This window comes from Hallerella porci, assembly GCF_003148885.1.
In the GTDB taxonomy this organism is placed as follows: Bacteria; Fibrobacterota; Fibrobacteria; order Fibrobacterales; family Fibrobacteraceae; genus Hallerella; species Hallerella porci.
The window spans coordinates 25,080-41,794 of the sequence record NZ_QGHD01000013.1; the positions used below are offsets into that span (position 1 = coordinate 25,080).

Consider the following 16,715-nt stretch of genomic DNA (forward strand, 5'->3'; position numbering starts at 1 on the left):
CTCAGCCGCTTTTTCTATATTTAGTACAGAAGGTTTATCATGCTCGATTTAGAAAAAGCAAAAGCGCAAGGCACTTACCGCGAATTTAAAGACACCGCGTCTTTTGAAAAAAGTATTCGCTTTGGTTCAAAAAATCTTTTGAATTTAGCGAGTAACGATTACTTAGGAATCGCAACAAGTCGCACGTTACGCGATGAATTTTTAGAAACCATAAAAATCAAAGATGTCTTTTTTGGCTCGGGCGCAAGCCGTTTAGTTTATAATTCATCGGATGCTTTTTACGAACTCGAAAATTGGTTCGAAAAACGCTTAAACAAAAAAGCGCTTATTTTCAATTCGGGCTACAGCGCAAACTTGGGCGTGATTTCTGCAATGGCAGATCCGAAAACTCTTTTTGTCGCAGACAAATTGATTCACGCAAGCATGATCGATGCGCTCCAACTTTCCAAAGCAAATTTCAAACGCTTCGCGCATAACGATATGGAAGCGCTTTCTCGCATTTTAGAAAAAGAACATAGCGCTTACGAAACGATCATCGTTTTAACCGAATCCGTCTTTAGTATGGACGGTGACATCGCCGATTTAAAGACGATGGTTTCGCTCAAAAAGCAATACGAAAACGTCAAACTTTACGTCGATGAAGCGCATTCATTTTTTGCATTAAACGAACTTGGAATTGTGCATTCTCAAAATCTCGATAACGAAATCGATTTTATTTTAATCACACTTTCCAAAGCGTTGGGCGGCTCGGGCGCAGTCTTTTTGTGCAATCAAGAAATGCGAGAAATTTTAATTAACTCTGCGCGCAGTTTGATTTTTTCCACCGCAATTCCAAGCGTTGATGTGGCGTGGACAAGTTTTATTTTATCCAAAGATTTTAGCGACCGCAGAAAAAATTTGCAAGAATGCGTTGACTTTTTAGGACTTAGCAAAACGCAAATTTGTCCGTTTATCGTGGGCGAAAACGAAGACACTTTGGCACTTGCAAAAGATTTAACCGACGCCGGATTTTTTGTGCCCGCCATTAGACCGCCAACGGTTCCTGTTCACACATCGCGCCTTCGCATTAGTTTACGCGGCGACATTACCGCCGAAGAACTCAAACCGCTTAAGGAAATTTTAGATGCGTATTCAAAAGCTCATTTGCAATCATGAAAACGCTCCGCTCGTCCTCGTGTTTTTGGGCTACGCGTTTACGCCGGATTGCTTGAAAAATTTTGACTTTCAAAATTGCGATGTCGCAGTCGTTTACGATTATCAAAATTTTGAATTTGAAAATCCAGAACTTTTCGAAGAAATCAAAAATTCAAATCGCGAAAAAATTTTAATCGCTTGGTCGATGGGCGTGTGGGTTGCGAATCAATTCGCTTCGGAAATTAAATTTCAAAAAGCCGTCGCCATCAACGGAACGCCTTTTGGCATTCACGATTCCTTTGGAATTTCCAAAGAAACTTTCAAAAATTCCATCGACAATTTCGATTTTGAAATGTTTAAAAAGTGGTGCTTCTTAGGCGATGCCGCCAAAGCGAATTTTAAATTTTCAGAAAATCCTAAAGCAGAACTTCAAAATTTTTACGACCACATTTTAGAAAATGTCGAAAATAAAATCGCTTGGGATAAAGCGATTGTTTCGAAAAAAGATGTCGTGTTTCCGCCGAAAGCTTCCGCGTGTTTTGCGTGTCCTGTGCAAACGATTTTAGCGCCACACTTTCCGTTTTTCAAATTGAAATCTCTGGAGGAAATTCTTGCGATTTGAGCGTGCAAAAAATTACGATGAATTTGCGACAGCGCAAAAGAAAGCCGCTGCCGATTTATCGGAATTGCTCACGAAGCAAATTCACGCCGCCGATAAAATTTACGAAATCGGTTGCGGTTCAGGAATTTTCACGCAGCATATTTTAAAAGAAATTTCGTTCAAAGAACTCACCTTAAACGATTTGTATAAAAGTCTGCCGATGGAAAAATATCCATCGCAAATCGGAGACATTTGCACTTTAGAAATTCCGAAAAATTTAAATCTCATCGTTTCTAGTTCGGTGCTTCAATGGATTGATGATTTAAATTCGCTTTTTCAAAAAATTGATGATTCGCTTTTTGAGAAAGGAATGTTTGCATTTGCGATGTTTACAAACGGAACGCTCTTTGAATTGGAACGTTTTACGCATCAAGGACTCGCTTATAAAACTCCCGACGAAATTTGTTCGCTTTTAAAAAATCATTTTGAAATTTTAGATTCCAAAGAAAATTTTTGCACGCTGCAATTCGAAAATTTATTTGCGCTTCTCGACAGTTTAAAACAAACCGGCGTGAATAATTTAGATGGAAATTTTCACCTCACGAAAAGCAATTTCAAAGAACTCGAAAAATCTTTTGATGGAAAATTTAATTTAACCTATCGATATTTAGTCGTCGTTTGTAAAAAATTCAACTGACGAAAATTCGGTGCAGTTGTCCCAAGACAACACATTATTCGCAAATCCCTTTTCGCATTCACCCAAAACATCTATCTTAAGAGCACAAGGAGTGTTTGCTCAAGTGAAAAATTCATGCTGCGGTGTGAATTTTTTTTATATTGATGCAAAAATTATCAAAAGGACTTTTTATGCAATTCCTCCCTGTCAAAGAACAATTGGACATTCTGCTTCGCGGTGTAGCCGAAATTATTCCGGCGGATGAACTCGAACAAAAGCTCCAAAAGTCTTATGATACGGGGATTCCTCTCCGCGTAAAACTCGGCGTAGATCCGACCGCTCCCGATGTGCATCTCGGTCATACGGTGGTCATGCGCAAACTTCGCCAATTCCAAGATCTCGGTCATACGGTGGTTCTCATCGTCGGCGATTACACGGCGCAAATCGGCGACCCTTCGGGTCGTAACAAAGCGCGTCCGCGTCTTTCTCACGAACAAGTTCTCGAAAACGCAAAGGAATATCAGCAGCAATTTTTCCGCGTCGTCCGCGAAGACCGCGTCGAAATTCATTACAACGGCGAATGGTTTAGCAAATTGCCTTTCTCCAAAGTCACAGAACTCATGGGGCAGTTTACCGTAGCGCAAATGCTTGAACGCGAAGATTTCCACAATCGTTATGCGTCGAACAGTCCGATTAGCCTTCACGAATTTATGTATCCGATGATGCAGGGTTACGATTCTGTCGCCATTCGGAGCGATGTTGAACTCGGCGGCACCGATCAAAAGTTCAATGTTTGCCGCGGACGTGATTTGCAAATGTACGAAAACATGCCGCTTCAAATCGGAATGTTTATGCCGATTCTTCTCGGCACCGACGGCAAATCCAAAATGAGCAAGAGCCTCGGCAATTACGTGGGCGTAAATGAACCCGCCGATGTTATGTATCACAAAATTTATAACCTCGCCGATTCCATTGTCGAAAACTGGTTTGAATTGTTGACGGACGTTTCCATCGACGAAATCAAAAAGATGATGGCCGATATCGCAGCCGGTTCTCTTAGCCCGAACGCAGCGAAAGATCGCCTCGCCAAAGAAATTGTTTCGCAGTATTACGGCAAAGAAGCTGCCGATGCAGCTGCAGCCAAAGAAAAAGAAATTCACAGCGGAAATGCAATTCCGTCCGATGCGAAAGAATGCAAAGTTGAAGCAGGCGCTTACAAAGCCCTCGACCTTTTGGTCGCAATTAAAGCATTTGCATCCAAAGGCGAAGCGCGTCGCATGGTGCAAAATGGCGGCGTAAAAATCGCAGGCGAAAAACTTTCCGACCCGATGACCGAAATTCAAATTTCCGGCTCGGATTCTCTCTTGATTCAAGTTGGTAAGCGCAATTTCTTCAAGGTGAATTTCTAATGAGCGAATCCCTGATTCTCGGGCTCAACCCGACGTGGCAACGCCTTTTCTTCGTGGACGAATTTAAGCCCGGAGAAGTGAATCGCATTGCTCGAGTCGAAGAATTTACTTCGGGCAAGGGAATCAACTGCGCTCGCATTTTAAAAATGTTGGGCGGGGAATTTACATTAGCGCATTTCCTCGGCGGAGAACGCAGCGGTTCAATGTGCGATGAAGTGGCAGCAGCAGGGATTCGTCAACTGCCGATTTGGATTGCCGCGGCAACGCGTGTGTGCACGACGATTGTTTCAAAAGGCGATACGACGGAACTCATTGAACCGTCGCCTCAAATTTCCGAAGCCGAAAATAATGATTTCTTGCAAACTATCGGCGAAGTTTGGGACGATGTTTTAAATGTCATCGTCTGCGGCTCTTTTCCGAACGGTTTTAAAACCGAAACTTTAACCGCATTAAATTTGCAAGGAAAACGCTTGTTTATCGATGCGGTGAACGGCATTGACGCTTGGCTCGAAAGCGGCGTAGAACTTCTCAAAATCAATTTAGACGAGTATTGTAAACTCTTACAGCGATTCGGTATTCCGCAGATTACGTCTAGCCCGCAATTCTGGAAAATGACCGCTTCGACTCTTCTCGATCGCTTGCCGATTCACAATTTAGTCGTCACCGACGAAGAATTGCCAATTCATGCATTTTACCGTTTAGAAGGTAAAGTAATGGGCATTGAATTGCAGCCGCCTCAAGTCAAAGTCGTAAACGATATCGGCGCTGGCGATGCATTCTTAGCCGGTTGGCTCGCCGCGGATTCCCTCGGCCTTCCGATTAACGATTGCTTGGCAAAAGCGACTGCAGTCGCCTCGGCACGTTGCGAAGTAGATCGCCCGTGGAGCTTAGACATTGGACGCGTTTCGGCTCTCGAATCGGAATTGCTTCCGCTCATCAAAAAAATGACCGATTAAAATTTCGTGGAGGGTTTATGGCGTGCGCAAAGCAAGCGAAGAAATCAAAGAAAACGTTAATCGCGATTCCTTCGTGGATGGAATGGAAAGTTCTCTTTCCGCACATTCCGTATAAAGCGACCGTTCAAAACCCGCACCCGCTTTCTGCAAACGCAGACGCTTCTTGTGTCGGCATCGGACTTGTCGATTTTGCTTCGGGGCTTTCCAGGTTAATTTATACGCAAAAATATAACCGCATTATTCTCGCCGGTGTCGCCGGCGCTCTTCCCGAAAGCGGTCTTTCTTCTGGCGATATTGTCCGCGTAGACGAAGAATGTGCAGGCGATATCGGCTATTGGAATGAAGATGCATTTCGCCCGTATTTTAAGCGCCCGCATATCGATAAAGCGACGCCGTCAAAACTTGCGCCCGAATCAATTGCAAAACTTCCGGGAGTCCGCGGCATTTCGGTGAATACGATGACCGCGAGCAAGCAAGCCTTAGAATTTCGCGCTCGCTTTTTCAAAGCAAAAGTCGAAGCGATGGAAGGCGCCACCGCATTTGTCATCGCAAACGCTTTCGGCATTCAAATTTTCGAAGTCCGCACGATTAGCAATTTTACCGGCGATTTAGATGAATCCAAATGGAATTTGAAGCAATCGCTCAAAACTCTCCAGCAACAAATTTTAAATCCGATTCTCGAAGGCAAATAATGCAAAAACTTCGCTTGGGAATTTCCACTTGCCCGAATGATACTTTCATCTACGAAGCGCTCGTTTGCGGGCTTTTTCCGTCGCAATTCGAATGGGAAGTTACTTTCGCCGATGTGCAAACTCTCAACGAAAAAGTGCTTCGCGGAGAATTAGATGTCGCCAAAGTGAGCTGCGGCGTTTTACCGTTTATTCAAGAAAATTATCAGTTGCTTTCGTGTGGCGGCGCCATGGGATATGGTTGCGGACCTCTTCTTTTTTCGTCCGAAGAAAGCGCGACATTTGACGCTTCCCAAGAAACGCTTCTCCCGGGGAAAAATACAACCGCCGCTCTTCTCTTTCGCTTTTGGTTTCAAAAAACGCAGCCGCAAAAAACGCCGCGCATTTCGTATGCATTTTTCAACGAAGTTTACGATGCGCTCTGCACAAAAAAGCAGAAACAAGGTGTCGTCATCCACGAAAAACGTTTTACCTGGAAGCGCGATCATCTCGGGCTGTTAACCGATTTAGGCGAATTTTGGGAAAACGAAACCCATTCGCCCATTCCGCTCGGCTGCACCGTGGCGAAGCATTCTTTGGGAAAATCGACCATTCAAAGCGTCGAAGAAGAAATTCGTCGTAGTCTTGATTTGGCGTGGGCGCGCCCGCAACTCGTCTCGGACTTTATCCGCAAAAAAGCGCAAATTCCCGATGATTCCGTCATCGAACAGCACATTCGGATGTTCGTCACCGAATTCACGTGCAACATCGGCGAAGAAGGGAAAAAAGCAATTCGATTCACAATGGAATGCTCAATTGGAAATTAGAGCACTTCGCACAAATGCTTTACCGAATTTCTGATTTTTGATCCTATTTCTACGACAAATTGCTGATTTTTTGTAAAAAAAGAGATACAAAAGTCTCGGCAGCGGAAAAATTTTGAATTGTAAAAAATAATTTTACGAATTGCCGAAATTTCCTTCAAAAGTTTATTTATTTTCCTTTATAATTCTATAAAATGGAGTGTTGTATGGACTTGGTTCAGCAATTAGAACAAGATCTCGAGGCGTTAAAGCACGAGTATGATAAGTTCAAAAAAGGCAATAAATCCGCGGGTACGCGGGCTCGCAAGGTGCTCCAAGACATCAAGCGTACCTGTCAGGATCTCCGCGTCTCAATTCAAGGCGTGAAGAAAGAATCCGAGGGTGGTAAACCGGAAGAAGAAGGAGATGTATCTTAAAATTTTGGAAACAAACGCGGAAAAAATCGCCTAAATGACGCTTTTTCAAACATTTATCGTTAAAAGTGTTTGACTAAACCCATTTTTGAAGGTATATTCCACGTTGTGGTTTGGTATTCAGGGAGTGGTTCCCCTGTTTTCCGGTCCAATGGATGTGTAGAATTTATGTTTCATGATTGGAGAAATCTAGCAGTATGACCCTAAAGAAAGTATTCGTAGTTCTTGCAGGAGCTATGCTCTTTTCGGGATACGCTTCGGCAAAAGCTATCAATGTGCCGGGCGATTACGATAAGATCGCTGACGCTCTCGGCAATGCAGACGCAGGCGATACCATTTTCGTCAAGCGCGGAACTTACAACGAAAACATTACCCTCATCATGGGTGTTGTTCTCAAGGGCGAAGACCCTTTAACAACGATCATTGATGGCGGTCGCCGCGGACCTACCGTGATGGGTACTTCCGGAGCAGAAATGTCCCACTTTACCATCCGCAATGGTATCGAAGGCATTCTTTGCGAAAACGCAGCCCCGTACATTCACCACTGCTATGTGATGGATAACAAGGCTACCGGTATTGCCGCATTCATTTCGCTTCCCAATCTTCGCAATAACGTCGTGTACGGCAACCGCTGGTCCGGCATTCTCGCTTGGGGCGCTAAGTCTCTCGACGCATATGTCGAACAGAATGTCGTCCTCCGCAACGGTTATTCGGGACTTGCTTTGAAGGGTCCGACGAACCTCGTCGCACGCAATAACATCTTCATGGAAAACCACTACTACGGTGTTTATGCAGACCCCGCAGCCGGTCAGACGAAGATTGAATACAACAATATTTACAAGAACTACTATCCGTTCAACCGCTTCATTAAGGTGAACCGCACCAACGTTTCGTTGGATCCGAAGTTCATCAATCCGTCGCTCAGCAAGCCGAACTTCTACTGCAACTCCAAGTCTCCAATGCTCAAACGCGGTAAGGGCAAATTGGATATCGGTCTTCTCGCTCACGACGTCGCTCCCGAAAAGGAAGAAGAAGTGAACGAAACTCGTAATCCGGATACCGATGGCGATGGCCTTTGCGATCCGTGGGTTTCCGAAGAAGGCGTTTCTGAAAAGTATTCTGCTGTTTGCTCTGGCATTGACCAGTGCCCGGAAGACGCCGAAGATGTGGATGGCTTCCAAGACGATGATGGCTGCCCTGATCCGGATAACGATCGCGATGGTATCTGCGATCCGTGGGTCGAAGCTAGCGGTCTTCTCGACAAGTATGCCCACACCTGTAAGGGTGCAGATGCTTGCCCGGATAATCCAGAATCCTTGAATGGTTACAAAGATGACGATGGCTGCCCGGACGAAGTCCCGGTTCCGCCGAAGAAAGTCTTCATCTTGGAAGGTGTGAACTTTGAATCCGGTAAGGCTACTATCACGAAGGATTCCGATGTTTCTCTCCGCAAGGTTGTAGACATCATGGAAGCATTCCCGGAAATCACATTTGAAATTGTCGGCCATACCGATAACGTTGGTAATCCTGCCAAGAACAAGAAGCTTTCTGCAGAACGCGCTGAAGCGGTGAAGGCATTCTTGGTCGAAAACGGAATTGCAGAAAATCGTATGGTGACAAGCGGTGCTGGTGACACCAAGCCGAAGGCTTCGAACAAGACTCCGGAAGGTCGTGCACAGAACCGTCGTATTGAATTTACTCGTACGGATATCAAGTAAGGAGAAGGGTAAACGATGACACGCTTTAGCTTCATCAAAACAACAGCCGTCGGGCTTATCTGCACGAGTGCAGCATTTGCTTCTCCCTCGTACTCCCCGCACAAGTACCAGCAAAATGACTGGTTCGGCGAATTTGGCAGCAACAACACGTCGATGTACGTGAACCCAGCTGGAATTGCAGAAACGGATCAGATCGAACTTTCTATTGGCTACTTCAGCACCATCAGTGGTGAAGCTTCCCAAGAATACGGCTCTGTAACGATTCCGTTTGGTTACGATCACACGTTAGGCGTCTCTTTCTTCGAAAACGGTGCTGATGTGGATGGCGGTTCTTCCTATGTGGAAAACGCCTACATGATCGGTTATGCTTACCGCATTATGCACTGCTTGGCTTTGGGCGTCGATCTCTCGATTCTCCAAATCAACCAGTTTGATGCAAATAAGCAGCTGACTCTCGGTGCTGATGTGGGCATTAGCTGGAACCCGATTTCGAACTCTCGTTTCGGTAGTTTGACAATCGGCGTTGCTTTCCAGAATGCGATTGCTCCGGCAATTAGCACGGAAGAAGACAACTCATCTTATCACTTTGTATTCATGGGTGCTGACGAATCTTATAAGGTTCCGAGCAACTTGAACTTCTCGTTCTTCTATCGCGGCTTCAACCGTATGTTAGAAGCGAAGGCCGAAATCTCGGTCATTGACGTTCTCCATGAAAGCGATGAAGGTGGCGACGGCGCAAATGTCGAAACTAGCTTCACGGTGACTTACTACTTGAGCTCTCACTTGGGCGTTCGCCTTCGCTTCACGAAGGAAGGTTACCCGGTGCTCGGTGCTACTGTGAACGTGAAAGATGTCACCATCTTCCGTTACTTGGCTTTGGATCTTGAAATGTCTCACGATGACATCGTCGAAAAGAAGAACCGCGGCTTTATTTGGGCTGTGAAACTCACTTCTCGTTTCGGCAATACTCGTGAAGAAAACATCGGCGAAGATCGTTATCGTCGTTTGAAAATCGAACCGGAAAACGATTATCGTGCAGCAATGCGTCTTTATTTGAACCGTCAATTCTTGGAAGCAGCTTATGCTTTCGGTAAGGTTCAAACAAAGTATCCGGCATTCCACTTGGTGGACCAGGCAGCATTCTACAAAGGCAAGTCTTTTGAAAATATGCGCATGCACAAGGCTGCAAAGGCTGTGTATGAAGACGCTATCAAGCGTTATCCGCAGAGTGACCAACGCGCAAAGTACCACTTCCAGTTGATGAACATCGACTATAAGGAAGGCAAGTACAACGATGCAATGGTGAAGTATCAATACATTGTTCAACATTACAGTGAAAGCGATGTGAAGGCTGACGCCGACTATATCGCTGGTCAGATTAAGTTTGAACAAGGTCTTTATCAAGAATCCATCGACCTTCTCTCGGCAATTCTTCCGGGTAATGCGAACTACTTCTACGCTCGCTTCACCATGGGTATTGCAAATAGCCGTATGGGCAAATGGGACGAAGCGGAAAACTGCTTCCGTGACATCATCGATCAGCCGGCATCAAACCAATCCGAAATGGATTTGCAAGACGCTGCAAAGGTGAAACTCGGCCACATTTACTTCTCGGGTGAAAATCCGAACATTGCAGAAGCTGCAGCTCTCTATGGTCAAGTGAAGCCGGGTTCTCCGGTCTATGACGAAGCGATGCTCGCTCTTGGTTGGTCCTTCCTCAAGGTGAACAAACCGGATGAAGCCATCAAGTATGCACAATGGATTATCAAGAATATGCCGGATTCCTTCTTGCTCTCGGAAGCATACCTCGTTGAAGGTTACTGCTACTACATGAAGAAGGACTTTGACAATGCTGAAAAGTCTTTGAGCAATGCTGAAAAGCTCACAGAACAGCCGGTTGTTTCGATGGCAGCTCGCGACAGCGCTCGCAAGGCTTACGAAGACAACGAAGCTCACTTCGACAGCGTTCAGGATAAGGCTCTTGACCTTTCTCGTCAGCTCCCGACTCCGCGTGTTCAGATGAAGCGTGATCAGCTCCGTCCGGACTTCGACAAGGCGAACGAAGCGATTGACGATTATGCAAAGTTCATGCAGCGTTCTCAACAGAGCGACCGTTTTGAATCGAACCGCAAGCGTGTTCTCGAAGACGCAGGCTTCACCTTGGCTACTGTGAAGACCAAGAAGGCTGAAAGCGGTGGCGGAGCTGGCGGTGCTAACGCTCAAGAACTCCAGCAGTTGGAAGATTTGGAAGATTTGGAATAAATTAACCTCAAGGATAGACCTAGTCTAGCTGGGTCTGTCCTTGTTTTTTAAAAGCCGATAGGTGGAAAGTCAATGAAAAAACTGTTTCTCGTCGCTTTAGCTCTATGCACATTTGCCGGCGTTTCCTATGCGGATCCCTGCAAAGACAAAACGAACGAAGCGAAAAGTATGCTTGCCAAGTGCAAGTCGATGAAGAAAGGCTCGCACGAATATAAACAGTGCGCAAGCTCTTACAATTTGCTGAAAACTCAAGCTCAGCAAGCCTGCCGCTCGGGCGGTATGGATGAAAACGAAATGCAGGCTGCAATTAAGCAGTGGCGTACTCAGGTGGACCGTTGCAAAGGTCAGCAGAGTTCTCGTTGCGCAAGTGCTCTTCAGCAGCTTGGTAACTACCAATATCGTTTGGAAGAAAAGTATCAAGTCGATAAAATCGCTCAGTACGAAGAAGATGTGGCTTGGTGCGAAGACCGCGATAACGAACCGGCAAAGTGCAAAAACTTAGGCTCGGGTCCGAAGGTTGACCACTCGAAGTCTCTTGCATACTTCCTCGAATACATTGATAAGTATCCGAAAGAGACTAGAACGCCGAACGTGATGTATCAGGCTTCGTTCGTTCTCGAAGCAAGCGGTGAAGATGATAAGGCTTACAAGCTCCGTATGCGTCTTGTCAAGGAATTCCCGGATAACGGTCTTGTTCCGAAGACTTGGCTCCGTATTGCGGAATATCACTTCATGAACCGCAAATTCCGCGATGCTATTGATGCATACAAACGCGTGACTGGCTTTGAAAACCTTACCGGTAAGGAAGCAGCTCTTGCGATGTATCACTTGGCAGAATCGTATTACAACATTGCTGAATACGAAATCGCAGCTAAGACTTATTTCGTTTACATCGTCGGTTCTGACGCTGGTAAGTATCCGAGCGACCTTCGTTTGGAAGCTATGGACTTTATGGCAGCATCGTTCTCGGATATCGATGACGGTGTTCGCGTTGCAGCAAAGTTCCTCAAAGACAAGGATGTTAAGTTCAAAGATTCTCTTTATTACCGTATCGGTATGAAGAATAAGGATCACGACCGTAACGAAGAAGCGGTGCAGTCCTTCCGTTATTTGCTCGATATCAACCCGGATTATGTGGATGCTCCTCTTGCTGATGTGGCAATGGTTGAAATTCTCATCATTCAGCAAAAGTTTGATGAAGCTCAAGAACAACGTAAGTTGGTCGTGAAGCGTTACAGCAAGAATTCTTCTTGGTATAAGAAGAATAAGCAGTATCCGAAGTCGGTTGAAAATGCAGAACGTGCAATTCGCGCTGCGATGCTTGATATTCCGCAGTACGATCATGCTCAAGCCGCTAAGTTGATGAAAGAAGGCGATACCGAAGCTGCAAAGAAGCGTTATGCTGTTGCGATTAAGGGTTACAACGACTTCTTGAATCAATATAAGAATGAACCGACTTGGGACGAATACAAGGTTTATGCAAACTTGGCTCTCGTCTATCAAGAAATGAATCAGTATGCTAAGTCTGCTGATATGTTCAACAAAATCGTAGATGCTGACACGAACCGTTATGGTCGTCGTCCGCTTGGCTCGGCTGCTCCTTACAAGAAGGAAGACGCTGGCTATAACGCTGTGATTATGATGGACAAGGCTCGTGCAGATGCCCAAAAGAACAAGGCAGAAGACGATCCGGTCAAGGCTTACAATCTCCCCGAAACGAAGGCTTACTTTGCTCAAGTGGACAAGTATATGTCCAAGTTCTCGAAACAGAACGAAGCCGTGGAATTGGCTTATAACGCAGCTATTGTTCGCTATCAAGCAAAACAATACAAGCTCGCTGTGACCGACTTCCGCAACTTGAAGCAGAATTATCCGAAGAATCAATACATTCTTCTCATCAGCCGTATGCTTGCTCAATCTCTTCTTGAATCCGATCAGTTGGATGAATCGCAGAAAGAATTTGAATGGTTGCTCAAGCAATATACCGAAGTGAAGGAAACTCGCAACGATTCGATGGCGAAGATTATTCGCACTTCGATTGCTGCTGTGCTCTTCCAAAAAGCAGATCGCGCTGTGAAAAATGGTCAATTTGAACAAGGTGCTCTCGCTTACTTGGATCTTGTCAAGCATTATCCGAAAGAAGCTTTTGCGGATAAGGCTGTGTTCGAAGCAGGTACTGCTTACGAAAAAGCAAACAAGTTTGAATTGGCGGCGCAGACCTTTATGATGCTCCCGATGAACTACGGCACTTCGCCGCTTACCATCAAGGGTATTCTCCGTGCTGCAATGGATTACAAGAAAGCAGGCAAGCCTGAACAAGCGGCTCAGACCTTCCTCTTCATTACGAACAACTTCGAAAAGGACTCGATGGCGTTTGCTGCAATCGGCTTTGCTGCGGCAACTTATGACTCGATTCCGAACAAGAAGATGGCTGCTCAGACTTACGAAATTGCCTACAAGAAGTATCATGATCACGAAAAGACTCCGGGCATGCTTTATAGCGCTTGCTTGACTTACGATGAAGCAAAACTTCCGGAAGAAGCAATTCGCTGCTCGAAGGATCTCGTTCGCGATTATCCGAAGAGCTCTTACGCTCTTGATGCTGCCTTTAGCATTCCTATCGCTTACCAGAACGCCAAGCGTTGGAACGAAGCGGTGGACGCTTACATCTTCTTCACGAAGACTTATACGACAGACAAAGAAAAGTTGATTGCTGCTTATATCGGAACAGCTCGCGCTTATCGCGAACTTAAGGATGATAAGAACGCTGCGGTTTACTACAAGAAGACAATTGACGCTTATGACAAGTACGGTCTGCAAATCAAGAATGCGGATCCGGGCGTCCCAGCAGAAGCTGCGTTCTACCTCGGCGAAATGGAATTTGCAAAGATGGCAGATGTCCAAGTTGCGGGTAAGCAAAAGCAGAAAGACGCTGCAGTCAAGCAGTTGACCGAAATTTTGAAGAGCGCTGTGGGTCACTACTCGAAGTCGGCAACCTACGCTTCGGAACAATGGACCTTCCGTGCAACGAACAAGATTGGCTTCCTCTTCGTCACGATGGCTGCTAAGATTCGTGAACAGGAACTGAACGGCAAGACCGATGAAGAAAAGTTCGCAGAACGTATCGGTATTGTGCAACAGCTCCCGGGCTATTACGATCAGGCTCAGCCGATCTTCCAGAAGAATATCGACTTGGCTCGCGATCAGGGCTTCTACAATGCGGATGTGATTGCTGCAGAAGAAGGCTACATTGAAATGTACTACCAAGGCTGCGCCGTATTCGTCGAAGTCGGTGATGCATTTGCAAAGTCTCCGCTGCCGGATAGCGTTGAAATTGTAACGCAGTATGTGGAATACGAAGGCATGACCAAGGAAGACGCAGAAGTGGCTGCAGGTGAAGATTTGCAGGCATACCGCGAAGAATTGGAAAGCCGTTCAACCGCTGCTCGTGAAGCTGCTGTGCCGCGTTGCGCAACTGGTATCCGTGCTTCGGAACACTACGGTATCGATAACCAATGGACGCAGAAGCTCTATGAACTTCTCCGCGAATTGGACGACCAAAACGAAGCTCTCCAGATTAAGATTACCAAGTTCGACGCTTCTAAGCTCTTCCAAGACCCGACTTACTTCAAGACGAAGGCTCGTTTGGATCAGGTGAAGGCTTCCAATGTGATGACGAAGGAAGAACAGTTGGCGACTTATCAGGAAATTTTGAAGGATGCAGAAGCTGAAAATGAAAAGCTCCGTGCAGAACTCAAAGAACTCCAAGCTCGTTTAGCGCCGCCTCCGTCAGCCGCTCCGACTGCTCCGGCAGCAGGTGCAGCTCAATAAAAGTCACTTTTGAGACTAAAAAATCCCGCCAAAAGCGGGATTTTTTGGTTTTTTTCGTAAAAAAATGGTAGTAATTTAAAATTTACAGCATAAAAGTATCCCAAAACGCAAAAAAAAAAATAAATATGCGATTACAGGAAACAAAACACAACTCACTCATATACAAGGAGTATTCTAATGTCTAAAATGCTTCAATCTTTCAACCCGTCCTCTGATGGTTGGCAGTTCATGTGGATCATTCTCGTGGTCGGTCTGATTGGTCTCGGCTTCTCGGTTGAACGTATCCTCTACATCATCGTGAAGAGCGCAAAAGGCCGTGCTAAATTCTTGAATCAATTTGGCCAGCTCATCAGCGCTAAGCAGTATGATCAGGCTTTGAGCTTGGCTCAAAAGTCCAAACTCCCGATCGCACGCGTTGTTGCTGCAATCGTGAGCAACCATGACGCTGGTCGTGAAGCAATGCAGAACGCTTCGGATGCAGTCTTCCTTACCGAAGCTCCGCGTCTTACTCGTTACGTTTCGATCATTTCCGTGATGGCTTCTATCTCCACCCTTCTCGGACTGATGGGTACGATTTATGGTCTGATCTTCACATTCGATGCTGTGGCTAACAAACCGGCTGCAGAACGTCCGAAGGCTCTTGCTGATGGTATTGCTATCGCTATGGGTACTACCCTCCTCGGCCTTATCTGCGCAGTTCCTCTGCTCGTTATCGTCGGTATCCTGAACATGAACAGCGAACGTTTGATTCAGGAAATGGAAGAAAAAGGTCTCAAGATCATCAACGCCCTGTCGTAATTGTTGCTAACTGAGAACAATTATTTAGATAGGAGTTAAAATGGCAAAAGAAATCAAGAAACCTGCAAAGCCTGAAGAACCGGATTTGCTCCCGGCGATGGGCTTGTTTACAATTCTGATTCCGATGCTGCTCTCCATGACGTCATTCCAGAAGTTGGCTGTCGTCGAAGTCAATCTGCCTGAACGCAGTATGATGCAGATGGATGACCAAACGCCTCCACCTCCGGATGAGCAAGCATTGAATCTGTCCTTGGCCATTACTGATGAGTATCTCGTTATCGGTGCTCGCGGCGGTTTCCAACCCAACGTTTACTTCAAGGAATTTTGGGTATTCCGTTGCAAATCCGATGCGCAGCTCATTTCGTATGCTGCTGACGATGTCAAGTCTTTGATTAAGTCAGGTTCTGCTCCGAAATGCAAAGACGGAACAGAAATGGACAAAGAAAAGTACACCTATTTGATTGAAAAAATCGAATTGGCGATGCTTGAAAAGACTTCGGAAGAAGACGCTGGCCGCTTAATTTGGGGCGTCTATACTTCCCAGGAAGAAGCTCAGCCGGATAGCGTTCTCGTGGATGGCAATAACAACTTCCTTGCTCTCGTGGGTGAAGGTGACGGTGGCGTTTCCGCTCCGGCAGCCCTCAAGAAACCGGGTGCAGGTGTTGGCGTTGCAACTCTCGCGCAGAACTCGGCTCGTAAGCTCAAACCTGAAGATGCTGCAAAGTTGATTGTTCATCCGCTTTCTGCGTATGATGAAATCGCGAAGCAGTTGATTGCGATTCATACCGCCTTTATCGACTTGGAAGATGTGGACAACATCATTATCGTGGCAAACGATGATGTTCAATTCGATAAGATCATTGCTTTGATGGACCGTGCGAAATCCGCCGGATTTGTCAAGGTTAACCTTGCTAAACTGGGAGGCTGATATGGCACGTAAAATGCGCAAATATAGCGAAGACGTCCCGTTCTCCCTGACCTCGATGATGGACATGATGACCATCATTCTGGTGTTCCTTATCAAGAACATGGACGCAGAAGGTCAGTTGATTACCCAGGCCGAAAACTTGATCTTGCCGATTTCCACTTCGAAAGTGCAGCCGAAAGAAGTTTCGCTGTCTGTGGTGGTTGACGCAGGTTATGTGGTGGTCGATAATCAAAAGATCATCCCGACGCCGGACGTGATGGCTCAAGAAGACCTCTTGATTGCCAAAGTGGACTCGGTGCTTAAGGAACGTCGTGCAACGGAACGTGATCACGCTTTGAGAGCTGGGCTTCCGGCTGATGAAGCGGGTAACATCATTATCCAGATCGACAAGAATATCCCTTACGACGTCATGTACAAGGTGATGGCAACGTGCGGCTTCTCGGGCTACACAAACATCTCCTTCGCAGTGATGATGAAGAACGGCGGGGAGGAATAAT

At 46.0% G+C, this 16,715-nt stretch carries 14 protein-coding genes; all 14 read left to right on the forward strand.

What is annotated here, in order from left to right; genetic code table 11:
- The first annotated feature begins 39 nt into the window (after positions 1-39).
- The 14 genes from B0H50_RS07480 to B0H50_RS07545 all read left to right on the forward strand — a co-directional run bounded on the left by B0H50_RS07480 (position 40) and on the right by B0H50_RS07545 (position 16,714).
- The gene (locus B0H50_RS07480; RefSeq protein ID WP_106198936.1) at positions 40-1,155 is read left to right on the forward strand and encodes an aminotransferase class I/II-fold pyridoxal phosphate-dependent enzyme; all 1,116 of its coding nucleotides are present in this window, start codon (positions 40-42) and stop codon (positions 1,153-1,155) included.
- Complete coding sequence (locus tag B0H50_RS07485) at positions 1,124-1,756, forward strand: pimeloyl-ACP methyl esterase BioG family protein (protein WP_106198937.1); 633 nt, start codon at positions 1,124-1,126, stop codon at positions 1,754-1,756. Before B0H50_RS07480 ends, B0H50_RS07485 begins: the two co-directional genes overlap by 32 nt.
- A complete protein-coding gene (locus B0H50_RS07490) occupies positions 1,746-2,432 on the forward strand; it encodes a methyltransferase domain-containing protein (RefSeq protein ID WP_106198938.1) in 687 nt (228 codons plus the stop codon). Before B0H50_RS07485 ends, B0H50_RS07490 begins: the two co-directional genes overlap by 11 nt.
- Before the next feature lie 143 nt (positions 2,433-2,575).
- Positions 2,576-3,820 (forward strand): tyrosine--tRNA ligase, encoded by a 1,245-nt coding sequence (gene tyrS / locus B0H50_RS07495; protein ID WP_233244613.1) that lies wholly within the window; start codon positions 2,576-2,578, stop codon positions 3,818-3,820.
- Positions 3,820-4,776, forward strand: a complete 957-nt coding sequence (locus tag B0H50_RS07500; protein ID WP_106198939.1) for a 1-phosphofructokinase family hexose kinase — start codon at positions 3,820-3,822, stop codon at positions 4,774-4,776. The genes tyrS and B0H50_RS07500 overlap by 1 nt, the downstream gene beginning before the upstream one ends.
- A 17-nt stretch (positions 4,777-4,793) precedes the next feature.
- Positions 4,794-5,468, forward strand: coding sequence for a phosphorylase family protein (locus B0H50_RS07505; RefSeq protein ID WP_106198940.1), 675 nt, complete (start codon positions 4,794-4,796; stop codon positions 5,466-5,468).
- Positions 5,468-6,271 (forward strand): 1,4-dihydroxy-6-naphthoate synthase, encoded by an 804-nt coding sequence (locus B0H50_RS07510; protein WP_109587499.1) that lies wholly within the window; start codon positions 5,468-5,470, stop codon positions 6,269-6,271. The genes B0H50_RS07505 and B0H50_RS07510 overlap by 1 nt, the downstream gene beginning before the upstream one ends.
- Positions 6,272-6,474: 203 nt before the next feature.
- The gene (locus B0H50_RS07515) at positions 6,475-6,684 is read left to right on the forward strand and encodes a hypothetical protein (protein ID WP_109587508.1); all 210 of its coding nucleotides are present in this window, start codon (positions 6,475-6,477) and stop codon (positions 6,682-6,684) included.
- 233 nt (positions 6,685-6,917) lie between these two features.
- Positions 6,918-8,399 (forward strand): OmpA family protein, encoded by a 1,482-nt coding sequence (locus tag B0H50_RS07520; RefSeq protein ID WP_233244615.1) that lies wholly within the window; start codon positions 6,918-6,920, stop codon positions 8,397-8,399.
- Positions 8,400-8,414: 15 nt separating this feature from the next.
- On the forward strand, positions 8,415-10,661 hold the full coding sequence (locus B0H50_RS07525) for a tetratricopeptide repeat protein (RefSeq protein ID WP_106198944.1): 2,247 nt from the start codon (positions 8,415-8,417) through the stop codon (positions 10,659-10,661).
- A gap of 72 nt (positions 10,662-10,733) precedes the next feature.
- Entirely contained in the window at positions 10,734-14,492 is a 3,759-nt protein-coding gene (locus B0H50_RS07530) for a tetratricopeptide repeat protein (RefSeq protein WP_106198945.1), read from the forward strand.
- Positions 14,493-14,669: 177 nt separating this feature from the next.
- Entirely contained in the window at positions 14,670-15,290 is a 621-nt protein-coding gene (locus B0H50_RS07535; protein WP_106198946.1) for a MotA/TolQ/ExbB proton channel family protein, read from the forward strand.
- Positions 15,291-15,387: 97 nt separating this feature from the next.
- The gene (locus tag B0H50_RS07540) at positions 15,388-16,218 is read left to right on the forward strand and encodes an ExbD/TolR family protein (protein WP_233244626.1); all 831 of its coding nucleotides are present in this window, start codon (positions 15,388-15,390) and stop codon (positions 16,216-16,218) included.
- 1 nt (position 16,219) lies between these two features.
- Entirely contained in the window at positions 16,220-16,714 is a 495-nt protein-coding gene (locus tag B0H50_RS07545; protein WP_106198948.1) for a biopolymer transporter ExbD, read from the forward strand.
- Position 16,715 lies beyond the last annotated feature (1 nt).